Origin of the sequence: Kitasatospora sp. NPDC004614, from assembly GCF_042873675.1 — a bacterium.
Lineage (GTDB): Bacteria > Actinomycetota > Actinomycetes > Streptomycetales > Streptomycetaceae > Kitasatospora.
Window position 1 is genome coordinate 58,240 of sequence record NZ_JBIALR010000024.1, and the last position, 21,903, is coordinate 80,142.

Consider the following 21,903-nt stretch of genomic DNA (forward strand, 5'->3'; position numbering starts at 1 on the left):
GGGCGCCCCCCGCCCCGTCCGAGGGCCGGGGCGGGGAAAACGGATTCACGGTCCGGCCGCCGCTCCCCGTACCATTCGGCCCATGGCTAAGGCACCCGTTCTCACCCCCCAGGCGGAAGACTTCCCGCGCTGGTACCAGGACCTCATCAACAAGGCAGAGCTGGCCGACAACGGTCCGGTGCGGGGCACCATGGTCATCCGACCGTACGGCTACGGCCTGTGGGAGCGGATGCAGCAGGAGATGGACGCGCGGATCAAGAAGGCCGGCGCCCAGAACGCGTACTTCCCGATGTTCATCCCGCAGTCCTACCTGACCAAGGAAGCCGAGCACGTGGAGGGCTTCGCCCCCGAGCTCGCGGTGGTCACCCACGGCGGCGGCAAGGAGCTCGAGGAGCCGGTGGTCGTCCGGCCCACCTCCGAGACGATCATCAACGAGTACTTCTCCAAGTGGGTGCAGAGCCACCGCGACCTGCCGCTGCTGATCAACCAGTGGGCCAACGTGGTCCGTTGGGAGCTGCGCCCGCGCGTCTTCCTGCGCACCACCGAGTTCCTCTGGCAGGAGGGCCACACCGCCCACGCCACCTACGAGGACGCCCGTGACTACGCCTCGCGGATCCACACGGACGTCTACGGCGACTTCATGACCAACGTGCTCGGCATCGACGTGGTGCTCGGTCGCAAGACCGCCCGCGAGCGTTTCGCCGGCGCCATCAACACCCTCACGCTCGAAGGCATGATGCGTGACGGCAAGGCCCTGCAGATGGGCACCAGCCACGAGCTGGGCCAGAACTTCGCCAAGGCCTTCAACACCACCTACCAGCTCCAGGGCGCCGAGCGCGAGTTCGTCTGGCAGACCTCCTGGGGCGTCTCGACCCGCATGGTCGGTGGCCTGATCATGTCCCACGGCGACGACAACGGTCTGCGGGTCCCGCCGCGGCTGGCCGCCGTCCAGGTTGTGGTGCTCGCCATCAAGGGCGAGGACGCGGTGCTGGCCAAGGTCCGCGAGATCGGCGCCCAGCTGGAGGCCGCCGGCGTCCGGGTGGTAGTCGACGACCGCACCGACACCCCGTTCGGCCGCCGCGCCGTCGACTGGGAGCTCAAGGGCGTGCCGCTGCGCATCGAGGTCGGCCCGCGCGACCTGGAGGCCGGCACCGCGATGCTGGCCCGCCGGATCGCCGGCGGCAAGGCCCCGGTCCAGGTCGACTCCCTGGCCGCGATCGTCCCCGGCATCCTGGAGGAGGACCAGGCGCAGCTGCTGCGCGAGTCCCGGGAGCGCCGTGAGGCCCGCACCGTGGACGTCAAGACCATCGACGAGGCCGTCGAGGCCGCCGCCACCGGCTGGGGCCGGATCTCCTGGGCCGACCTCGGCCCCGAGGGCGAGGCCAAGTTGGCCGAGCAGGGTGTGTCGGTGCGCTGCATCATCGCTGCGGACGGCACCGTGCCGGCCACCGACGACCAGGAGGGCAACCTCGCCTTGGTGGCCCGCGCGTACTGATCCGACCGCCGACGGCGTCCCCGGGCTCCGGCCCGGGGGCCCTGTGCGGAGCGTGATCACCGGGATGAGCTGCGGCTGTCCGGGCCGGCCGTCGCCGAACCCGAACCCCGGTTCGTGTGTTGGTAGTTGAGACTACTCACCAGTCAACTCCCGGGAGTACCTGACAAGCGGTACGGTATACGGCCCGTGGCCCTGTCAATTTTCGGACAGGTCGCGGGCCGTCCGTCGTGGGGATGTTGGGCTCCGCGGCGGGTGCCGAGAGCCCGGCGAAGGCGCCGGGTCCAAACGTGCAGGGGGTTGGTCTTGCGTCAGTTCGGAACCGCGCAATTCGCGTGCGGAAGTGCATTCCTGAGAGTTCGCTGGGAATTCCCGAACCACGGGGTCCAGCGGAACATCGGCTCTCTCCCCATCGTTGGTACAGCGTGAGCACGACACAGCCCCTCGTCCTTGCGGCCGAACTGGCCGCCGCCTGGAGCGACATCCAGGCCCACCACCGGGACCTGCCCGACCTGGCGTCTCCCGAGGCGCTGATCGGCGAGTCCTCGTCGGCCTGCGGCACCCGCCTCAACTTCGAGCGACTGCTGCACGAGGCCGCGCACGGCCTGGCCGCCGCGCGGGAGATCCGCGACACCTCGCGGGCCGGGCGCTACCACAACCGCCGCTTCCTGCTGCTCGCCTCCGAGCTGGGCCTGGCCCACCCGGTCGAGCCGCACGCCAGCAGCGGCTTCTCCCAGGTCACGATGGGCCACGAGACCCGCGAACGCTACGCCGAGACCATCGAGCGTCTCGACCGCGCGCTCGGGGCGCACCAGCTCGCCGTCGCCGGCGAGGGCAACCACCGCGCCTTCCGCGGACCGGCCGCCCGGCACGGTTCCTCGGGCGGCGGCGTGCGGGTCAAGGCGGTGTGCGGCTGCGGTCGCAACGTCCGCGTCGTCCCGTCCGTGCTGGCGCAGGCTTCGATCGTCTGCGGCGCCTGCCAGCAGCCGTTCAAGATCGCTTGACAGCTGCTGAAGAACGCTTGATCCGGGCCGCGGGCGGGGTGTCCGCGGACCGGCCATGAGTCGGCCGACCCCTCCGGGGGGCGGTCGACGCAACTTTTTCCGGCCCTGTTTGTTGTGGCGCTGTCGTGGTGCCGCCTGCCTTGTCGCTCGCCGCTCGCCGCTCGCCGCTTGCCGCGTGCCGGGGTCGGTCGGTCCGATGGTGCCTGGAGGGCCTGCCGGGCCGTGCGGGGGCGCGGTCCGGGGGGTCTCGGCAATGTGGCAGAATGGACAGCTGAGTACTCGGCAGCCAGGCAGGACCCTCTCTCCTAACGGCTGGCGTGTCCCTTGAACGGCAGCTCGCGCCGCAGCCCCACGCGGCGGAGCGCTGCTCACCCACGTCAAGACCAGGAGAATCCACCGTGGCTGTCAAGATCAAGCTGAAGCGTCTCGGCAAGATCCGCTCCCCGCACTACCGCATCGTCGTCGCCGACTCGCGCACCAAGCGTGACGGCCGCGCCATCGAGGAGATCGGCATCTACCAGCCGACCTACAACCCCTCGAAGATCGAGGTCGACGGCGACCGCGCGCAGTACTGGCTGTCCGTCGGCGCCCAGCCGACCGAGCCGGTTCTCGCCATCCTCAAGCTGACCGGCGACTGGCAGAAGTTCAAGGGCCTGCCGGCTCCGGAGCCGCTGAAGGTTGCCGAGCCCAAGGTCGAGGACTTCTCGCACCTGTTCGCCAAGGCCGTCGCCGGCTTCGAGGACGCCACCACCGGTGTCGCCATCACCCCGAAGGCCAAGAAGTCGGACAAGGCTGACGAGGCCGAGGCCGCTTCCACCGAGGCCTGAGCATGATCGAGGAAGCCCTCGACCACCTGGTGAAGGGCATCGTCGAGCACCCGGACGAGGTGCAGGTCCGCTCGCGGAACCTGCGCCGCGGCCACACCATCGAGGTGCGGGTACACCCTGACGACCTCGGCAAGGTGATCGGCCGGGGCGGCCGCACGGCACGCGCACTGCGCACCGTGGTCGGCGCCCTCGGCGGTCGCAACGTCCGGGTCGACCTGGTCGACGTGGACAGCATTCGCTGACCTCCTCGATCGACCGGCAACGTCAATCGACAGGTCGACCACCGGGTTTCCGGACCGGCCGGGACGCATCCGTCCCGGCCGGTCCTTCCCGTTTTCCGGCCCCTCCGGGCGGCTCCATTCGGGTAACCCCGTTCGGGTAACCCCGGTCGGACAACTCCGTTCGGGTGGCCCGTTCTTCTCGGGGCCGTTCGCTTCATGTACCGCACCACCTCGCTCGCCTCACCCAGGCTCATCTCAGGAGAACGATCACCGTGCAGCTCGTCGTCGGCAAGATCGGCCGCGCCCACGGCATCCGAGGGGACGTCAGCGTCGAGGTCCGCACCGACGAGCCGGAACTGCGGCTCGGACCCGGCGCGGTCCTCATGACCGACCCGGCAGGCATCGGACCGCTGACCGTCGAGTCCGGCAAGGTGCACAGCGGACGCCTGCTGCTGCGCTTCGCCGGCGTCAAGGACCGCACCGCCGCCGAGGCGCTGCGCGGTACCTTCCTGATCGCCGAGGTCGACCCGGACGAGACCCCCGAGGACCCCGACGAGTACTACGACCACCAGCTGATCGGCCTGGACGTCGTCCTCACCGACGGCACCCTGATCGGCGAACTCACCGAGGTGGTCCACCTCCCGTACCAGGACCTGCTCACCGTCCAGCGCCCCGACGGCACCGAGGTGCTCATCCCGTTCGTCGAACAGATCGTCCCCGTCATCGACCTGGACGAGCAGCGCGCCGTGATCACCCCGCCGCCCGGCCTGATCGACCCCGCTGACGCGGTGGTCGTCTCGTCCCGGGACGACGCGGACGCGGAGGCCGGCGCTGAAGAGTCGGCCGACTCTGCCGACTCCGAGGGCTCCGAGAGCTCCGACGACTCGACCGGGGATGCGGCGTGACCGACATGCGGATCGACGTCGTCACGATCTTCCCCGAGTACCTGGAGCCGCTGAACGTCTCGCTGGTCGGCAAGGCCCGGGCCCGCGGTCAGCTCGACGTGCACCTGCACGACCTGCGGCAGTGGACCACCGACATCCACCGCACCGTGGACGACACCCCCTACGGCGGTGGCCCCGGCATGGTGATGAAGCCCGAGCCCTGGGGCGCGGCGCTGGACGCCGTCCTCGCGGCCGGGCCCGAGGGCGAGGTGCCGACCCTGGTGGTGCCCACCCCCAGCGGCCGGCCGTTCACCCAGGAACTCGCGCAGGACCTGGCTGCCCGCAACTGGCTGGCCTTCGCGCCCGCCCGCTACGAGGGCATCGACCGCCGGGTCATCGAGGAAGCCGCGACCCGGATGCCCGTGGTCGAAGCCTCCATCGGCGACTACGTGCTGGCCGGCGGCGAGGTCGCCGTCCTGGTGATGGTCGAGGCGATCGCCCGGCTGCTGCCCGGCGTGCTCGGCAACGCCGAGTCGCACCGGGACGACTCCTTCGCCCCCGGCGCCATGGCCGACCTGCTGGAGGGCCCGGTGTACACCAAGCCCGCCGAGTGGCGCGGCCGTGAGGTGCCGGAGATCCTGCTCAGCGGCCACCACGGGAAGATCGCCCAGTGGCGGCGCGAGCAGGCGTTCGCCCGCACCCTTGCCAACCGGCCCGACCTGGTCGCCCGTTGGCAGCGCGACGCGTTCACCAAGAAGGAACGCGAAGCACTCAGCGTCCTCGGCCTGGCCTGGGACGACGCCGCAGGCCGATTTCGGTCTGCGGTAGAGCCTGTGGAAGAATAGGCGACTGCTGTCTGTCGCCGGACTCCCCTCGTGGGGGTCAGTGGACCGGTGCCCCCGCCACGGGGGGTTCATCGCCAACCGAAGCGGCCCGCAGCACCACCCAGTTGAGACGATTTTCCGTGGGCGGCCCGTGGCGCCTGCGATGGAGAGCAACGATGAGCAACAAGCTCGCTGCTGTCGACGCGGCCTCGCTGCGCACCGACATCCCCGCCTTCCGCCCCGGCGACACCCTGAAGGTGCACGTCCGAGTCATCGAAGGCAACCGCTCGCGCGTCCAGGTCTTCCAGGGCGTTGTCATCCGTCGTCACGGCGCCGGCATCGGTGAGACCTTCACCGTTCGCAAGGTCAGCTTCAACGTCGGTGTCGAGCGCACCTTCCCGGTGCACACCCCGGTCGTCGAGAAGATCGAGGTCGTGACCCGCGGTGCGGTTCGCCGCGCCAAGCTGTACTACCTGCGTGACCTCCGCGGCAAGGCCGCGAAGATCAAGGAGAAGCGCGACGCGTGATCGCGCAGGCTCGACGGGGGAAGGCCCTCCGACCGGTTTAGACCGGGAGGATAAGCTCACCCCCGATGAGCACGCACGAGCCACCGACGGACCGCGACGGCAGTCCCGTACCCACGGGTGCGGACACGCCGACGCGGTCCGTTGCCGTTTCCGGGCCCGTGATCGGCAGCGGGGCCGTGATCGACGGTGGAACCGAGGGCGACGCTGCGAGTGGGCGCCGGGCCAGTGAACCGGACGCCGGAGACGATGCCGAGGACGACGCCGGAGACGACGCCGGACACGATGCCGGAGACGACGCCGAGGACGGTGTCGGGCGGCGGTGGTCGCGGGACCTGCTGTGGATCGGTGCGGTGTGTGTGGCCGCGCTGCTGCTGGTGAACGCCTTCGTGGCCCGGCCCTTCGCGGTGCCGTCCGGCTCCATGGAGGGGACCTTGCAACCGGGGGACCGGGTGCTGGTCAACCAACTCGCCTACGCCTTCGGCGAGCACCCGCAGCGGGGCGATGTAGTGGTCTTCGACGGCATCGGCTCCTTTCTGCCGTACCAGGACGAACCGTCCGGGGTGAAGCGACTGCTGACCAGAGCCGGGCTGGCCCCGGCCGGCAACACGGTCTACGTGAAGCGAGTGATCGGTGTCGGCGGCGACCGGATCACCTGCTGCGGCTCTGACGGCCGTCTCCGGGTCAACGGGGTGCCGCTGGACGAGAGCGGCTATCTGCTCCCCGGCGACGCACCGTCGGCAGTGCCGTTCGACATCGTGGTTCCTTCCGGCAAGTTGTGGGTGATGGGCGACCACCGCAGCGCGTCCCGCGACTCCCGGGACCACCTCGGCGAGCCCGGCGGCGGCACCGTTCCCGTGGACCGGGTGATCGGACGCGCCGACTGGCTGCTGTTCCCCCTCGGCCGGACGACCTCGCTCGACCGGCCGGCGGCATTCGCCGCGATAGAGGGGACCGGTGGTCATGGGGAGCAGAGGTAGACCCAGGGCCGCCACCGACGGAGCGGACGGTGCTGACCAGGCCGATGGCGCCGAGGCTGCTGACACGGCCGGGGGAGCGGGGGCTGGGGGAACCGAGGAGGCTGGGGGAGCCGAGGAGGCCGAGGGGGCGGCCGACGGCGGTGGGGGCGGTGCCGGGGGCAGCCGGGCCGTGAGGGGCCGCGCCGAGCGGCGGCGGGCCGCAAAGCGGGCTGGGCGTCGCGGACGGCGCTCCTTTCTGCGTGAACTGCCGGTGATCGTGCTGGTGGCGCTGATCATTGCCGTGGTGCTGAAGACCTTCCTGGTCCAGGTGTTCGTCATTCCCTCCGGTTCGATGGAGCCGACCCTGCAGGTCGGCGATCGGGTCGTGGTGGACAAGCTCACCCCGTGGTTCGGTTCGGAGCCGGAGCGCGGCGAGGTGGTGGTCTTCAAGGACCCCGGCGGCTGGCTGGAGAACGACCACAAGCCGGCTGCGGACGGATCCGTGCTGCACAAGGTCACGTCGGTGTTCTCCGCGGTGGGGCTCCTTCCTTCCGACGACGAGCGAGACTTGATCAAGCGGGTGATCGGTGTCGCGGGCGACACCGTGGAGTGCTGCGACGCCCAGGGCCGGCTGAGCGTGAACGGCACCCCGCTGGACGAGCCGTACATTGCGCCCGGCAACGTGCCCTCGCGGATCACCTTCAAAGTGACAGTCCCTCAGGGGCGGTTGTGGGTGATGGGGGACCATCGCGACCTGTCCGCGGACTCCCGCTACCACATGGGCAATCCGGGCGCCGGGACCGTCCCGGTGGCGAATGTGGTGGGTCGTGCGTTCGTGGTCGCGTGGCCGCTCTCCCACTTCGGTCAACTGGGTGTTCCCCATTCACTCTCCGCTGTGCCGGTGCAAGTGGCAGGATCATCGGCCGTTGGACCGATTCCTGCGGAACCCCCGCTCGTTATGGGTGTGTTGGGCGTCCTCCCGGTCGTTGTCGGGCGGTGGAGAGTGCACCGGCGGGTCGGGCCAACGGCCGACTGACGGTTCGGTCGGCGCGTGGGAACACGGGCTGGCTGACCGGGAGTGATAGAGAAGTGCTGAAGTGCTCGGTTCCGGCCTGGTGTCGGGCGTGCCCGGGTAGGGCAAGCCAGAGGCGGGTTGTCGGTCGATCGCAGAGTGTGGTGCCCGCTGTGCGGCACTGGTGAGCGCGGACGCGCAGGCGTCCGCACAGCAGGGAGGAGATGTCGTGGGGGATCTGGTGATCGGTGCCCGCTCAGGTGCTCCGGAGCCCGACGGGGAGCCTTCGGGCAACTCCGATGGGCGACACGCGGAGGACGGTGACGCCCTGCGGGCGGCCGAGTCCGATGCGGCCGAGGAGAGCGATTCGGCGGCGCCGCCGGGGGCCAAGAAGGCTCCCAAGCAGCGTTCCTTCTGGAAGGAACTGCCGATCCTGGTCGGCATCGCCCTGATCCTGGCCCTGGTGATCAAGACCTTCTTCGTCCAGGCGTTCTCGATTCCGTCGGGTTCGATGGAGAACACGCTCCAGGTCGGTGACCGCGTGCTGGTCGACAAGCTCACCCCGTGGTTCGGTTCGGAGCCGGAGCGCGGCGAGGTGGTGGTCTTCAAGGACCCGGGTGGCTGGCTGAACGACGAGCCCGCCCAGCGCAGCAGCAACTCCTTCGTGCGTGGAGTCCAGGACGTCTTCAGCTTCATCGGGCTGATGCCGTCCAGCGACGAGAAGGACCTGATCAAGCGTGTCATCGCGGTCGGCGGCGACACCGTCGAGTGCCAGGGCACCGGCCCGGTCAAGGTGAACGGCATCGCACTCGACGAGCCGTACATCTTCCCCGGCAACACCCCGTGCGGGGAGAAGCCGTTCGGTCCGGTGAAGGTGCCGGACGGCCGGATCTGGGTGATGGGCGACCACCGCGCCAACTCCCTGGACTCCCGGTTCCACATGGACCAGCCGGGCGGCGGCACCGTGCCGGTCGGGAACGTCGTCGGCCGCGCGTTCGTGGTGGCCTGGCCGATCGGCGACTGGGCGACGCTGCCCGTCCCCGAGACCTTCGACCAGAAGGGTCTGGCCGCCGGCGGGCCGCTCGCGCCGCCGCTGGCCGGCGCGGCCCTGGTTGCCCCCGCCGTGTGGTGGGTGCGCAAGCGCCGTCGCTGACCGGTCGCAGACCGTCCGCGACTGACTCTTGCGCGGGCCGTGGTACTCGTGAGTAATCTGCTCGCACGTGTCACGGCCCGCAGTGCTGTCCAGCCCAGGACGGCGAGGCCCAGGCAGGTAGCGAGCGCTCGCCCGGAGCGCGTGAGCGCCAGGAGAGGGCGAAGCCGATGAGCAGCGTCGTGGAGCAGACACCGCCCGCCGAGGCCCAACCGGCCCGCCGCCGGAACCCGGCGTCGATCGTGCAGGGTGTGGTGATCGCGATCGGATTCGTGATGCTGGTCGGAGGCTTCGCGATGCTCGCCATCCAGTACCGGCCCTTCAAGATCCCCACCGGATCGATGAGCCCCACTCTGGAGGTCGGCGATACCGTCCTTGCGCACACCGCTGACGGGAAGTCGATCGGACGCGGCGACATCGTGGTCTTCCAGGACGCGGATTGGGGCAACGCCACCCTGGTCAAGCGGGTGGCCGCCGTCGGTGGCGACACCGTCTCCGGCGATCGCGAGGGGCGGATCACCGTCAACGGCCACCAGGTGGACGAGCCCTACTTGGCGAAGGCCACAGCGCCCGCCACCGCGTTCTCGGTGACGGTGCCCGAGGGGCGGCTGTTCCTGCTCGGTGACTTCCGCGGGAACTCGATGGACTCGCGCAGCCACCTGGATGTGGCCTTCGGCTCCGTTCCTGCCTCCGGAGTGAAGGCGAGGGTCGAGGCGGTGATCCTGCCGCTGTCCCGGGCAGGGTTGGAGGGGCGCACCGCAGCCTTCGATGAACTGGGTGCGCCGCGTGCTCACCAGGCGGGCGTGCTGGTGCCGGCCAGCTGGACGGCGGTCGGCGGGGCGGTCCTGATCGTGCTCGCCTCCGCGGCGGGCTGGGCGGTCTCTCTGAGCCGCAAGCTGCAGGGGCGGCGGAAGGCCTGAATCGGGGGCCGACGGCATCTCGGGGCCGGCCCGGAAACGGGCGCAGAACCTCAGGACGGAGCTGAACCAGGTGGCGGTCGAACGTCGCAGAGCCGTCCGCGTGCTGCTGCTGGACCCGGACGGGCGCGTCCTGTTGCTGCAAGGGACCGATCCGGCCGCGCCGGGCATCGACTGGTGGATCACCCCCGGTGGCGGCATCGAGCCGGGCGAAAGCCCGGCCGAAGCGGCCCGGCGTGAACTGGCCGAGGAGATCGGGCTGACCGAGGTGGAGTGGGGACCGCTGGTCGCGTACGGCACGGTGAAGTTCTCCTTCCAGGGCAGGGACTACGAACAGGAGCAGTGGTTCCACCTGGCCCGCATCGGTCGGAGCGAGGTGGTACTGCGGCAGAGCGGGGCGGAGGAGCACGCGCTGCTGCTCTCCGTCCGCTGGTGGACGGTGGGGGAGTTGAGGACCACTGAGGAGACCGTCTACCCGCGCGGACTGGCCGCGCTGATGGAGCAGGTTCTGACGGAAGGGCCGCCAGAACCGCCAGTACGGCTCTGAGCACGGGCCCGGTGGTCCACAATGGGGTGGACGTGACGAGTGAGGGGACGCTTGGAATGAGTGCCGAAGACCTCGAGAAGTACGAGACCGAGATGGAGCTCAAGCTCTACCGGGAGTACCGGGATGTCGTCGGCCTGTTCAAGTACGTGATCGAGACCGAGCGGCGTTTCTATCTGACGAACGACTACGACCTCCAGGTGCATTCGGTGCAGGGCGAGGTGTTCTTCGAGGTGTCGATGGCGGATGCGTGGGTCTGGGACATGTACCGACCGGCCCGGTTCGTTCGGAAGGTCCGCGTGCTGACTTTCAAGGACGTGAATATCGAGGAGCTGGCCAAGAGCGATCTCGAGCTGCCCTCGGACGACTCCGCGTTCGGGAACTGACCGCTCTGCGGCTGAACGGCCGGCCCGGGAGTGCCCCGGGCCCGACAGCCCAGGGTGGGCGGGGAACGGCGCGGCCGACCGCGCCCTTCCACCGGAGCGGCCGCACCACGATGGCCTGCGGCGACGCCCGGGCCACCGAGACTGGTCGTTGAAATCGTCGGATGTCCAGCGCATTTTGGATTTGCCACTCGAACGAGTGAGCTAAGTTATCCACAGGCCCGAGTTATCCACAGGCTCGACGATTTCGCTGGCCCATCTCCCGGCTGTGACGGCAACCTTCCGGCCGGAGGTGATTGCCGTGCAGAATCCCAACAAGATTTCCACCAACGGCCTCGGACGCTACGGCGAGGAGGTCGCCGCCCGCCGGCTCACGGAGGGCGGGCTGTGCATCCTGGAGCGCAACTGGCGTTGCGCCGAGGGCGAGCTCGACATCGTCGCGCTGGACGGGGACACCCTCGCGGTGTGCGAGGTGAAGACCAGGTCCGAGCGGGGCTTCCAACAGCCGTCCGAAGCGATCGACCAGAGCAAGGCCGATCGGCTGCGCCACCTTGCCGAACGGTGGCTCGTCGAACGCTGGCCCGTGCACTTCTCCCGACTGGTGCTGGCTGCCGAGCGGGTCGACGGCGGCGAACCGACGGACGAAGCCTCGGTCGGCGGACCGGCGCCCCCACCGCCGGGCGGAGTCCGCATCGACCTGGTCGCCGTGGTCAACCCCCGCAAGGGCGCCGCCGCGGTCGAGCACCTGCGGGGGGCGGTGTGAGATGGCCTTCGCCCGCACCTGCTCGGTCGCCCTGGTCGGGGTGGACGGCGTCGTGGTCGAGGTCCAGGCCGACCTCGAACCCGGACTCGCAGCCTTCAGCCTGGTGGGCCTCGCCGACAAGGCCCTCCTCGAAGCCCGCGACCGGGTCCGCGCAGCCGTCTCCAACAGCGGCGAGAAATGGCCGCTGCGAAAACTCACCGTGGGCCTCACCCCGGCCTCCGTACCCAAGAGCGGCAGCGGGTACGACCTGGCAGTGGCCTGTGCCGTACTGGCGGCCGCCGAACGGCTCGACCCCGCGTCGATCGACGGCCTGCTGATCATCGGCGAACTCGGACTGGACGGCCGGGTGCGCCCGGTGCGCGGCGTCCTGCCCGCAGTACTCGCTGCGGCGGACGCCGGCTACCGCCAGATCGTGGTCGCCGAACAGACCGCCGCCGAAGCCGAGTTGGTTCCAGGTGTCTCCGTCCTCGGCGTACGAAGCCTGCGTCAACTCATCGCCATCCTCACCAACGCCCCCATCCCCGACGAACCACCCGATCCGTCCATCGGCCGTCCGGACTCCTCGTTCGCCGGACTGATGCTCCCCGGGCTCGGCGTCCGCGATTTCAGCTCGGACCAGGCCTGCCGACCCGACCTCGCCGACGTGGCCGGGCAGTCCGAAGCCAGGCAGGCCCTGGAGATCGCCGCAGCGGGCGGCCACCACTTGTACCTCAAAGGGCCGCCCGGAGCCGGCAAAACCATGCTGGCGGAACGGCTCCCCGCCCTGCTCCCACCACTCACCCAGGCCGAAGCCCTCGAAGTGACCGCGATCCATTCCGTGGCCGGCCTGCTCCCACCCGACCGCCCGCTTATCAACACCCCGCCGTACTGCGCACCGCACCACTCGACCACCATGCCCGCCATCGTGGGCGGCGGAACGGGACTGCCCAGACCCGGTGCCGTCTCCCTGGCCCACCGCGGCGTGCTCTTCCTCGACGAGGCACCCGAATTCCCGGTCCGGGTCCTCGACGCCCTTCGACAACCCCTGGAATCGGGGGAGGTGATGATCGCCAGAGCCGCGGGTTCGATGCGGCTACCCGCCAGATTCCTGCTCTGTCTGGCCGCCAACCCCTGTCCCTGCGGCCGCTATTCGTTGAGAGGAGAAGGCTGCGAATGCACACCCGTCATGGTCAACCGCTATCAGGCCAGACTGTCCGGGCCGCTGCTCGATCGAGTAGACCTCCAAGTACAGGTGGCCGGGGTCAGCAGAGCCGAGTTGCTGCAGCAGGGCGGAAAAGTCGAGAGCACAGCTACGGTCGCCGAACGCGTAAGGGAGGCCCGCGAGCGGGCCGCCGCTCGCCTCGCCGACACCCCGTGGCGGACGAACGCCGAAGTGCCTGGGCACGAACTGCGCACGCGCTGGCAACTCGCGCCCGGCTCGCTCATCGACGCCGAGCGTGACCTCGACAGGGGGTTGCTCACCGCACGAGGCCTCGACCGAATTCTCCGCGTCGCCTGGACGGTCGCCGACCTCGCCCACCGTCCCCGCCCCACCCGTACCGACGTCCAGACCGCGCTCACCCTCCGCACCGGAGTCCAGCGCGTCACCCGCCCGAACGACCGCAAATCCGACCCGTACTACGACGTGGATGCCGACCTGGGCGCCGAGTCCTGACCAGGCATCACCTGTGCTGCGGCTGGCAAGTCCGCAGGCCGGCAGGCCCGCAGACCCGCAGCACAAGGCGCCACGCAGCGCACCAGACCGTGAAGCGGCCCGTGCGCCAACTCCCCCGCCGGACAAGCCATCGCAGGAGGACCTTCCCGTGACCGCAGCACTTCCCGCACCCCAGCAGCATGCCGACTCCGCCGCCCCACCGACGCTCACCTCGGTGCCCAACAGCCCGGCCCGCGACCGCGAGACCGCAGGCCCGCATGGCAGCCCGGCCCACGCCGGGCGAGCCCAGCGCGGCAGACGTCACTTCGTTGGCGAGCCCACCTTGCCGGGTCCACCTGACAGCCCCTGTCCGCCCCACCCGCCCGACGACCGTGCGGCGGGTGACGGCCACGACCGGTTGCGCCACCTGATCCGCGGAGCCGGCCCACCCGCCGTTCATCGAGCGGGCTCGGACACCGTCGATTCCCGGCTTGCGGTTCCGGACTGTGCGGTGACCACAGGCCCTGCCGCACACAGTGCCGCGACGAGTCGGCACTGTACGACCGAACCGGGCGCCGCGGGCCACTCCGCACACCGGGTCATCCGTCCCGTCGGGTGGGCCGCAGCGGTGACCACGCCGGACCCGCCCGAGACCGAGCGGGTCGCCAGAGCGGCGCTTACCCGGCTGATCGAACCGGGCGACGCGGCCATCGGCCGGGCGATTCAGCGCCTCGGTGTGGTTGGCCTGGTGCAGGGCTTCTACCACGGAGCATCGCCGAGCCGACTTGGGCTCGGAGCGGACCGGATCTCCGCCTACCAGGAGAGGCTGCGAAAGTTCAACCCGGCCACCGACCTTGAACGAATCGCCAAGCTCGGTGGGAAGTTCATCATTCCGGGCGACACGGAGTGGCCCTCTCAGCTGGACGACCTCGGCGACAGCCGCCCAGTCGGACTGTGGATCCGCGGCCGGCCGCGGACGCGGCTCCCCTCGTTGCGTCTGCTGGCGCTCAGGTCGGTCGCCATTGTCGGATCCCGGGCCTGCACCGCCTATGGGCGGCACATCGCCGGCCAGCTCGGCTCGGAACTGGCCGAGCGCGGCTGGGTGGTGGTCTCCGGAGCCGCGTACGGCGTCGACACGGCCGCCCATCAGGGTGCGCTGGCCGTCAACGGGATGACGATCGCGGTCCTGGCCAGTGGGGTCGACATCTGCTACCCGCGCGGGAACGAGTCACTGATCGAGCGGATCGGAGATGCCGGGTTGCTGGTGAGTGAATTGGCGCTCGGGATGAACCCGACCAGGTTCAGATTCGTGCTGCGCAACCGCGTGATAGCGGCGCTCACCAGAGGCACGGTCGTGGTCGAGGCGGCACCTCGCAGCGGCGCGCTCAGCACCGCACGTCGTGCGATGGATCTCAACAGGCACACGATGGGTGTTCCCGGCCAGGTGACGTCCGAACTTTCGGCGGGAGTCCACGCGTTGATCAGAAGCGGAGCCGCAACTCTGGTCACCAACGGTGCCGAAGTGGGCGAGCTGATCGGCTCCATTGGCAACGATCTGGCACCGGAGCGGGTCGGTCCGATCCTGCCGAGAGACGCGCTGGTGCCATCGGTGGCAAGGGTTTTGGAAGCGGTGCCGGCGAGTGCGGACGGCGCGCCGGTGCAGCGACTCGCCCAGTACGCCGCGCTCTCCCCGCAGGAGACCGTGCACCACCTGCACGAGCTGAGCTCGCTGGGCTTCGTCGAGAGGCACGGAGCGCACTGGAGGTTGGTACGACGCAAGTGATCGGATCTGAGCAATAGCGGACATGGAAGGTCGACCGAACGGAGCATCCCGTCAACAGGAAGGAACCCCAGGTGAGTTGAGAGCGACGCTGAGACGGGTGAGCCCGGGAGGGCGACAGCGGCGAGCGGGAGTGACGCAAAGATTCCGACGTGTTGAGGGAGGTCTGTGCTGGTCGGCGGCTCGGCGGAGGTGGGGTGCCCGGCAGCCGGCCGGGCCCCGACCCGCGACGCGCCGGTGGAGCCCGTTGCTGCCACCGGATCGGGCGACGCCCGAGTGGCGGTAGCACTGTGCAGCGACTTGGTCACGCTACGCTCCCTTATGGCGTCCCTATCAGCACATGACTCGGCAGAACGGCGCAGACCAACGCATGCCCACTCACATTCCCGGACACAGGGTGACCGGTGACGGTCGGTCCCCGGACGGGACCGGGGCCGAGACCCGCAACGCCGCGGAGCTGCGGGCCAGGCCCTCGGGAGTCGTGGGAATGGCGAGGCCGGGCAACCCCCCGACCGCGACCCCACAGTCCCAGGCCCGTCCCGCTTCGCCCTCGCCCCTTCCCCGTCCTCCCGTCCCGCTGGGGCCGTCGGACCGGCAGTCCCCGGCGCGCCCGTCCATCGAACGGCCCGGCCAGTTGCTGCCCTGCCCACAAGCAGTGCCGTCCAGTGTGGCCAAACCGAGGCCGCGCGGGGAGGAGACCACCAGCACCCCGCCGGGTGGGCCGGCGCCGGTCGGTGGTGGGAGTGCCGATCAGCCGGGCGCCGATCAGCCGGGCGGCAGTCAGCTCGGCGAAGGCCAGGGCGACGATGGGCCGACGCCCGGGCGGGCTGCGGCCGAAGCGCAGGCGGCGGGTGCCTCCTTCGTCGACGCGTCGCCCGCGAACGCCAGGCCGGTGCGGGGCCAGTCCAGGCGCGGCGCGCGTTCGAAGGTGAAGCCGGGGGAGCTTCCCGCCCGGAGTTCGCAGGTTCGCCGACAGACGAGCGGGCCGGAGGCGGAACGTTCCTCGGATGCGGCAGCCGCCGCGTCGGCAACGGCGCCGGAGCCAGGGCAGGGCGAGTCGCAGCCTCAGCCCCAGCTTCTGGCCGAGCCGCCGCCGGCCGGTCCGCGGCTGGTCGCGCTGCCCGGGCCGGCCTCGGCGTCGACGTCCAGGCCTGCGCCCGTGTCCGAGACTCCCGTGTCCGCGACGCCGGCGACTGCGACGCCGGCGTCCGCGTCCGCGGACGGCGAGGGCTTGGCGAATACGGGGACCGGGCCGGGCGCACGTGTTGGCGCGGTGGTGCCTGCGCCGGTGGCGGCGCCCACGGTGGGTGGTGCCGGGCCCGAGGGGGCGGAGGTTGAGGGGAAGACAGCGGCGGCGAGTCGGGGCAGCACAAAGGGCGGGGCGGACCAGTCGGCGCTCCAGATGCTGTGGCGTTCGTACAAGGAGACGGGCGCCCAGGGGCTGCGCGACCAGCTGATCCTGCACTACTCGCCGCTGGTGAAGTACGTCGCGGGCCGGGTCGGGGTCGGACTGCCGGCCAATGTGGAGCAGGCGGACTTCGTGTCCTCGGGGGTCTTCGGGCTGATCGACGCCATCGAGAAGTTCGACATCGATCGGGCGATCAAGTTCGAGACCTACGCGATCAGCCGGATCCGCGGCGCGATCATCGACGAGCTGCGGGCGCTGGACTGGATCCCGCGGTCGGTGCGGCAGAAGGCGAAGGCGGTCGAGCGGGCCTACGCCACCTTGGAGGCCCGGCTGCGGCGGACGCCGCACGACCCCGAGGTGGCGGCGGAGATGGGCATCGCGCTGGACGAGCTGCACACCATCTTCAGCCAGCTGTCGCTGGCCAACGTGGTGGCGCTCGACGAACTGCTGCACTCGGCGGGCGAGAGCGGTGACCGGCTGACTCTGATGGAGACGCTGCCGGACCACGGTGCCGACAACCCGGTCGAGATCGCCGAGGACCGCGAGCTGCGCCGCCTGCTGGCCTCGGCGGTCAACACCCTGCCCGAACGGGAGAAGACGGTGGTGACGCTCTACTACTACGAGGGCCTGACGCTCGCCGAGATCGGCCAGGTGCTCGGGGTGACCGAGAGCCGGGTCAGCCAGATCCACACCAAGTCGGTGCTGCAACTGCGGGCGAAGATGTCCGACGCCCGCTGAGACGAGGATGCGAAGGCGGGGACCGCTCGCGAGGTCGGCGGATCGGCGGGTACGCGGTGTGCGCCCCCGTCGGCCGTTGGCGTCCGTAGAGTTGGTGCGTGCCGAAAATCCGGGCGGCCACGGTGGCCGAGCATCGACAGTTGCAGCAGGCAGCACTGTTGGAAGCCGCGCGCGTCCTGTTGGCGGAGGGCGGCAGGGAGGCGCTGAGCTTCGGTGCCCTCGCCGCGCGGGCCGGCCTGGCCAGGTCCTCGGTGTACGAGTACTTCCGGTCCAAGTCGGAGCTGGTGGAAGCCCTGTGCGCGGTGGACCTCCCGCTGTGGGCCGCCGAGATCGAAGCCGGCATGGCGGCCTGCGACGGTCCGGCCGAGCGGATCGAGGCGTACGTCCGGGGGCAGGTCGCGCTGGCCACCGATCCGGTGCACCGCGCCCTGGTGGCCGTCGCCGAGTACGAACTCGACGACGCGGCGCGGGCGCGGATCAGGGCCGCGCACACCGGCCTGACCGCGCTGGTGGTGCGCACCTTGGAGGAACTCGGCCACACCGGGCCGGCCGTCGCGGCTTCGCTGCTGCAGGGCGTGGTGGAGGCGGCGGTCCGCCAGATCGAGCGGGCCCGGGAGGCTGCCGACGTGCCGGAGATCGCCGACGCCGCGGTGCGGTTCGCTCTGGACGGCCTCCGGTCCGGTGCCGCGGGAACCGCCGGGGTCGACGCGGACTCCGGTTCGGGCGCGGGCTGATCCGGCGTCGGGGGAGTCGAGCGGCAGCAAGCGGGCCCGGCCGGTGCCGAGCAGGGCGAGTGGATCGAGGTAGCGGGTGCCGCGGAGCAGGCCCCAGTGCAGGCAGTCGACGGGGCAGTGCCCGGAGTCGGCGGTCAGTTCGCCGATCGGTTCGCCCGCCGCGACCGCAGCGCCGACCGGGACGGACCCGGCCACCGGGAGGTAGGTGGTCCGCAGCGGGGGAGTGCCCGAGCCGGTGTGGGTGACCACCATGATCGGGCGGCCGGCCACCTGCCCGGAGAAGGTCACCACGCCGGGCGCGGCAGCCCGCACCGCCGTACCGGCCGCGGCTGCCAGGTCGACGCCGCGATGCCCGGCCGCCCAGCGCACCGGAGGCGGATCGAACCGCCGCAGCAACCCGGACCGATCACCCACCGGCCACACCCTCCCCGGCCCCGGCCCGGCCGCCCCGAGCCGTACCGCCCCCGGCCCCGCCGCCGTGGAGAACCCCACCGGGACCACCGCCACCGGGGTCCCCGCCCCGTTCCCACCGGTGATCGCGGACGCAAGACCCGCCATCACCAGCACCACACCGACGCGAACCGCCACCCGCCTGAACGAATCCCGCCCGCACCTCACGCCAACCTCCCTCAACGAGACGAAACCGGCACAGCGCCAGCACCCGGCGCAAACCACGACAAGCCCGCTCAGCAGGCGCGACCCCCACCATGGAGGTCGGAGCGTCGGCGTCGCCCGCCGATTCCGGGGGCTGTGGACAAACCGGGGGCTGTGGACAACTGCCGTCCCCCACAGGGGTGAACGGTGGGCGGCGGGCCGCCCGTAGCGGTGCTGAACAGGGCGGCGGGACCGCACGGAGTCGCCCGCCGCGCGGGGCTTCCCGTACACTTCACACGCGACCCGGTCTGCCGGGTCGACTTCGCACGCCCCGCCACCGACGGCCCGCCCCTCCGGGGAACGGTCGAAAGGTGCGAGTGCCGCTCGGTCCGCCGAGCCTGCCGAGGCCGCAAGCCCCGAGTAGGCCAAGCGGCTTGGCACGTCGGGGCGTCAGGCGTGACGGTCGCCCGACCGGCACGGACAAACCGAGAGCCCCGGCACCCCGCAGAGTGCACCTGCCTCGCGGCGCGCCGGGAAACACAGAGGAGTACGGCACATGGCCGTCGTCACGATGCGGGAGCTGCTGGAGAGCGGCGTCCACTTCGGTCACCAGACCCGTCGTTGGAACCCGAAGATGAAGCGCTTCATCTTCACGGAGCGCAACGGCATCTACATCATCGACCTCCTGCAGTCGCTGAACTACATCGACCGCGCCTTCGAGTTCGTCAAGGAGACCGTTGCCCACGGCGGCAGCGTCCTCTTCGTCGGCACCAAGAAGCAGGCCCAGGAGGCCATCGCCGAGCAGGCGACCCGCGTGGGCATGCCGTACGTCAACCAGCGCTGGCTGGGTGGCATGCTGACCAACTTCTCGACCGTCTACAAGCGTCTGCAGCGCCTCAAGGAGCTCGGCGAGATCGACTTCACGGATGTGGCCGGCTCTGGCCTCACCAAGAAGGAGCTCCTGGTCCTCCAGCGCGAGTACGACAAGCTGGAGAAGACCCTCGGCGGTATCCGCGACATGCAGCGCGTTCCCAGCGCTGTCTGGATCGTGGACACCAAGAAGGAGCACATCGCGGTCGGCGAGGCCCGGAAGCTCAACATCCCGGTCGTCGCCATCCTCGACACCAACTGTGACCCGGACGAGGTCGACTACAAGATCCCGGGCAACGACGACGCGATCCGCTCCGTCACCCTGCTGACCCGCGTGATCGCCGACGCCGTCGCCGAGGGCCTGAAGTCCCGCGCCGGTGTCGCCAAGGGCGACGCGAAGGCCGAGCCGGGCGCCGACCAGCCGCTGGCCGCCTGGGAGAAGGAGATCCTCGAGGGCGAGAAGGCCGCCGAGGCCCCCGCCGCCGAGGCTGCTGCCGAGGCCCCGGCCGAGGCTGAGGCTCCGGCCGCCGAGGCCGAGCAGGCCTGACGTACCACCAGGGTGAGGGGCACCGGCCGGGCTGAGCCGGTGGGTGCCCCTCTCTCCCGTGCCGGGGTACCGCACCCCGGGCCCCGGCACTTTCCCACGCAGACACGCGAGACGTGAGAAGAGATCACACGATGGCGAACTTCACCGCCGCGGACGTCAAGAAGCTCCGTGAGCTCACCGGCGCCGGCATGATGGACTGCAAGAAGGCTCTGGACGAGGCCGAGGGCGACGTTCAGAAGGCCGTCGAGCTCCTGCGCATCAAGGGCCAGAAGGGCGTTGCGAAGCGCGAGGGCCGTGACGCCTCCAACGGCGCCGTCGCCGCGCTGATCGCCGAGGACAAGAAGTCCGGCGTTCTGGTCGAGCTGAACTGCGAGACCGACTTCGTCGCCAAGGGTGGCAAGTTCGTCGAGGTCGCCGACGCGATCGCCGCGCACGTTGCCGCCACCTCCCCGGCCGACCTGGAGGCCGCGCTGGCTTCCGAGATCAACCCGGGCCAGACCGTCCAGCAGTTCGTGGACGAGGCCAACGCGACCCTGGGCGAGAAGATCGTCTTCCGTCGCTTCGCGCAGTTCGACAACGACGGCTTCGTCGGTGTCTACATGCACAAGTCGGACCCGGACCTGCCGCCGACCATCGGTGTCCTCGTCGAGCTCGACCAGGAGAACGCCGAGACCGCCAAGGACGTCGCGCAGCACATCGCCGCGTTCGCGCCGAAGTACCTCTCCCGCGAGGAGATCCCGGCCGAGGAGCTCGAGAACGAGCGCCGCGTCGCCGAGGCCACCGCGCGCGAGGAGGGCAAGCCCGAGGCTGCCCTGCCGAAGATCGTCGAAGGCCGCGTGACCGGCTTCGTCAAGGAGAACGCCGTCCTGGAGCAGGCGTTCGCCAAGGACAACAAGAAGTCCGTCGCCAAGGTCCTCGAAGAGGCCGGCGTCACCCTCAAGCGCTTCGTTCGCTTCCGCGTCGGCGCCTGAGACCGTTCCGCGCAGTTCCTCCCCGCCAGGACCGGCCCCGGGCCGGACATAAGGTAGGAGGACACGCCCGTCCGTAAGGACGGAGGAACGCGCCGACCGCGCCCTCCAGCACCCCGTGGGGGCGGCGTCGGCACCATGAACGACGAGGAGGCCATTGCCGTGCAGGAGACCGTACCGGTTCCCGCGGCAGTGGCCTCCTCGCGTATACACGGCACCGGGCCCGCACGCCCGGCGTCGTGAGTAGCACTTGCAGATCTGCTGACCAGCAGGCGGAGAAGGGAAAGTCCATGCAGGAGACGCAGGAGACCGCACCGGACGGCACCCGCCGCCGGGTACTGCTCAAGCTGTCCGGCGAGGCGTTCGCCGGCGGAGGCGGCCTCGGCGTCGACCCGGACGTGGTGCACGCCATCGCCCGTGAGATCGCCACGGTGGTGCGCGCGGGAACGGAGGTCGCCATCGTGATCGGCGGCGGCAACTTCTTCCGCGGCGCCGAACTCCAGCAGCGCGGCATGGACCGGGCCCGTTCCGACTACATGGGCATGCTGGGCACCGTGATGAACTGCCTCGCGCTCCAGGACTTCCTGATCAAGGAGGGCATGGAGACCCGCGTGCAGACCGCCATCACGATGGGCCAGGTCGCCGAGCCGTACCTGCCGCTGCGCGCCATCCGGCACCTGGAGAAGGGCCGCGTGGTGATCTTCGGCGCGGGCATGGGCATGCCCTACTTCTCCACCGACACCACCGCCGTGCAGCGCGCCCTGGAGATCCACGCCGACGTCCTGCTGATGGGCAAGAACGGCGTCGACGGGGTCTACGACTCCGACCCGCGTACCAACCCCGCCGCGGTCCGGTTCGACGCGCTGGACTACACCGAGGTGATCTCCCGCGACCTCAAGGTCGCCGACCTGACCGCGATCACCCTGTGCAAGGACAACCGCCTGCCGATCCTGGTCTTCGAGCTGCTCGCCGAAGGCAATATCGCCCGTGCGGTCAAGGGTGAGAAGATCGGCACACTCATCAGCGAGGACTCCGCCCAGGCCTAGTCGCCGGGGGCACTGAGTAGCAACAGCCGTCCGGGGCACCGGTACGGAACAACAGCAGATGAACCGGACAGGGAGCACACA

General features: G+C 70.5%; 21 protein-coding genes and 1 pseudogene. 21 read left to right on the forward strand and 1 reads right to left on the reverse strand.

Annotation, left to right across the window (positions count from 1 at the left end; translation table 11 throughout):
- Window positions 1-82: 82 nt before the first annotated feature.
- The 18 genes from proS to ACFYST_RS32730 all read left to right on the forward strand — a co-directional run bounded on the left by proS (window position 83) and on the right by ACFYST_RS32730 (window position 17,797).
- On the forward strand, window positions 83-1,495 hold the full coding sequence (proS, locus tag ACFYST_RS32645) for a proline--tRNA ligase (protein WP_387867635.1): 1,413 nt from the start codon (window positions 83-85) through the stop codon (window positions 1,493-1,495).
- Between the two features lie 422 nt (window positions 1,496-1,917).
- Entirely contained in the window at window positions 1,918-2,496 is a 579-nt protein-coding gene (locus ACFYST_RS32650; protein WP_043916169.1) for a hypothetical protein, read from the forward strand.
- Window positions 2,497-2,894: 398 nt separating this feature from the next.
- Window positions 2,895-3,323, forward strand: a complete 429-nt coding sequence (rpsP, locus tag ACFYST_RS32655; RefSeq protein WP_043916170.1) for a 30S ribosomal protein S16 — start codon at window positions 2,895-2,897, stop codon at window positions 3,321-3,323.
- Between the two features lie 2 nt (window positions 3,324-3,325).
- Window positions 3,326-3,565 carry an RNA-binding protein gene (locus tag ACFYST_RS32660; protein WP_043916171.1) on the forward strand — a complete coding sequence of 80 codons (240 nt, stop codon included), beginning with the start codon at window positions 3,326-3,328 and terminating at the stop codon, window positions 3,563-3,565.
- Window positions 3,566-3,816: 251 nt separating this feature from the next.
- Window positions 3,817-4,449: a ribosome maturation factor RimM gene (rimM, locus tag ACFYST_RS32665; protein WP_387867638.1), complete on the forward strand. Its 633-nt coding sequence runs from the start codon at window positions 3,817-3,819 to the stop codon at window positions 4,447-4,449.
- 5 nt (window positions 4,450-4,454) lie between these two features.
- The gene (trmD, locus tag ACFYST_RS32670) at window positions 4,455-5,273 is read left to right on the forward strand and encodes a tRNA (guanosine(37)-N1)-methyltransferase TrmD (RefSeq protein WP_380488282.1); all 819 of its coding nucleotides are present in this window, start codon (window positions 4,455-4,457) and stop codon (window positions 5,271-5,273) included.
- 155 nt (window positions 5,274-5,428) lie between these two features.
- Window positions 5,429-5,779 (forward strand): 50S ribosomal protein L19, encoded by a 351-nt coding sequence (rplS, locus tag ACFYST_RS32675; RefSeq protein WP_030458810.1) that lies wholly within the window; start codon window positions 5,429-5,431, stop codon window positions 5,777-5,779.
- Window positions 5,780-5,955: 176 nt separating this feature from the next.
- The gene (lepB, locus tag ACFYST_RS32680) at window positions 5,956-6,756 is read left to right on the forward strand and encodes a signal peptidase I (RefSeq protein WP_387867640.1); all 801 of its coding nucleotides are present in this window, start codon (window positions 5,956-5,958) and stop codon (window positions 6,754-6,756) included.
- Window positions 6,757-7,006: 250 nt separating this feature from the next.
- Window positions 7,007-7,771, forward strand: coding sequence for a signal peptidase I (gene lepB / locus ACFYST_RS32685; RefSeq protein ID WP_387867642.1), 765 nt, complete (start codon window positions 7,007-7,009; stop codon window positions 7,769-7,771).
- A 205-nt stretch (window positions 7,772-7,976) separates the two neighbouring features.
- Window positions 7,977-8,900 carry a signal peptidase I gene (gene lepB / locus ACFYST_RS32690; protein WP_387867645.1) on the forward strand — a complete coding sequence of 308 codons (924 nt, stop codon included), beginning with the start codon at window positions 7,977-7,979 and terminating at the stop codon, window positions 8,898-8,900.
- A gap of 167 nt (window positions 8,901-9,067) precedes the next feature.
- Window positions 9,068-9,817 carry a signal peptidase I gene (lepB, locus tag ACFYST_RS32695; protein WP_387867647.1) on the forward strand — a complete coding sequence of 250 codons (750 nt, stop codon included), beginning with the start codon at window positions 9,068-9,070 and terminating at the stop codon, window positions 9,815-9,817.
- A gap of 70 nt (window positions 9,818-9,887) precedes the next feature.
- Window positions 9,888-10,361, forward strand: a complete 474-nt coding sequence (locus tag ACFYST_RS32700; protein WP_387867650.1) for an NUDIX hydrolase — start codon at window positions 9,888-9,890, stop codon at window positions 10,359-10,361.
- A 56-nt stretch (window positions 10,362-10,417) separates the two neighbouring features.
- Window positions 10,418-10,744 (forward strand): DUF2469 domain-containing protein, encoded by a 327-nt coding sequence (locus ACFYST_RS32705; RefSeq protein WP_030458804.1) that lies wholly within the window; start codon window positions 10,418-10,420, stop codon window positions 10,742-10,744.
- Window positions 10,745-11,033: 289 nt separating this feature from the next.
- On the forward strand, window positions 11,034-11,504 hold the full coding sequence (locus ACFYST_RS32710; RefSeq protein WP_387649382.1) for a YraN family protein: 471 nt from the start codon (window positions 11,034-11,036) through the stop codon (window positions 11,502-11,504).
- A gap of 1 nt (window position 11,505) precedes the next feature.
- A complete protein-coding gene (locus ACFYST_RS32715) occupies window positions 11,506-13,158 on the forward strand; it encodes a YifB family Mg chelatase-like AAA ATPase (protein ID WP_387867651.1) in 1,653 nt (550 codons plus the stop codon).
- A gap of 607 nt (window positions 13,159-13,765) precedes the next feature.
- Window positions 13,766-14,920: a DNA-processing protein DprA gene (gene dprA, locus ACFYST_RS32720; protein ID WP_387867653.1), complete on the forward strand. Its 1,155-nt coding sequence runs from the start codon at window positions 13,766-13,768 to the stop codon at window positions 14,918-14,920.
- Between the two features lie 1,273 nt (window positions 14,921-16,193).
- On the forward strand, window positions 16,194-17,063 hold the full coding sequence (gene whiG / locus ACFYST_RS32725; protein ID WP_387867694.1) for an RNA polymerase sigma factor WhiG: 870 nt from the start codon (window positions 16,194-16,196) through the stop codon (window positions 17,061-17,063).
- 98 nt (window positions 17,064-17,161) lie between these two features.
- A complete protein-coding gene (locus tag ACFYST_RS32730) occupies window positions 17,162-17,797 on the forward strand; it encodes a TetR/AcrR family transcriptional regulator (RefSeq protein ID WP_387867656.1) in 636 nt (211 codons plus the stop codon).
- A gap of 72 nt (window positions 17,798-17,869) precedes the next feature.
- Here the strand turns inward: ACFYST_RS32730 and ACFYST_RS32735 are convergent.
- Window positions 17,870-18,355: pseudogene (locus ACFYST_RS32735) on the reverse strand (peptidoglycan DD-metalloendopeptidase family protein); the annotation flags it as partial.
- 592 nt (window positions 18,356-18,947) lie between these two features.
- On the opposite strand from ACFYST_RS32735, the gene rpsB reads away from it, so the two are divergent.
- The 3 genes from rpsB to pyrH all read left to right on the forward strand — a co-directional run bounded on the left by rpsB (window position 18,948) and on the right by pyrH (window position 21,822).
- Window positions 18,948-19,808: a 30S ribosomal protein S2 gene (gene rpsB / locus ACFYST_RS32740; RefSeq protein ID WP_387649330.1), complete on the forward strand. Its 861-nt coding sequence runs from the start codon at window positions 18,948-18,950 to the stop codon at window positions 19,806-19,808.
- A 131-nt stretch (window positions 19,809-19,939) separates the two neighbouring features.
- Window positions 19,940-20,779, forward strand: coding sequence for a translation elongation factor Ts (tsf, locus tag ACFYST_RS32745; protein WP_387649333.1), 840 nt, complete (start codon window positions 19,940-19,942; stop codon window positions 20,777-20,779).
- Window positions 20,780-21,066: 287 nt separating this feature from the next.
- Entirely contained in the window at window positions 21,067-21,822 is a 756-nt protein-coding gene (pyrH, locus tag ACFYST_RS32750; RefSeq protein WP_387649334.1) for a UMP kinase, read from the forward strand.
- Window positions 21,823-21,903: the final 81 nt, after the last annotated feature.

Excerpts from the sequence above, each read along its gene's own strand:
- proS (WP_387867635.1), top strand. The coding sequence starts at position 83 with ATGGCTAAGGCACCCGTTCTCACCCCCCAGGCGGAAGACTTCCCGCGC.
- ACFYST_RS32660 (WP_043916171.1), top strand. The coding sequence starts at position 3,326 with ATGATCGAGGAAGCCCTCGACCACCTGGTGAAGGGCATCGTCGAGCAC.
- trmD (WP_380488282.1), top strand. The coding sequence starts at position 4,455 with ATGCGGATCGACGTCGTCACGATCTTCCCCGAGTACCTGGAGCCGCTG.
- rplS (WP_030458810.1), top strand. The coding sequence starts at position 5,429 with ATGAGCAACAAGCTCGCTGCTGTCGACGCGGCCTCGCTGCGCACCGAC.
- lepB (WP_387867647.1), top strand. The coding sequence starts at position 9,068 with ATGAGCAGCGTCGTGGAGCAGACACCGCCCGCCGAGGCCCAACCGGCC.
- ACFYST_RS32705 (WP_030458804.1), top strand. The coding sequence starts at position 10,418 with ATGAGTGCCGAAGACCTCGAGAAGTACGAGACCGAGATGGAGCTCAAG.
- ACFYST_RS32715 (WP_387867651.1), top strand. The coding sequence starts at position 11,506 with ATGGCCTTCGCCCGCACCTGCTCGGTCGCCCTGGTCGGGGTGGACGGC.
- rpsB (WP_387649330.1), top strand. The coding sequence starts at position 18,948 with ATGGCCGTCGTCACGATGCGGGAGCTGCTGGAGAGCGGCGTCCACTTC.
- tsf (WP_387649333.1), top strand. The coding sequence starts at position 19,940 with ATGGCGAACTTCACCGCCGCGGACGTCAAGAAGCTCCGTGAGCTCACC.
- pyrH (WP_387649334.1), top strand. The coding sequence starts at position 21,067 with ATGCAGGAGACGCAGGAGACCGCACCGGACGGCACCCGCCGCCGGGTA.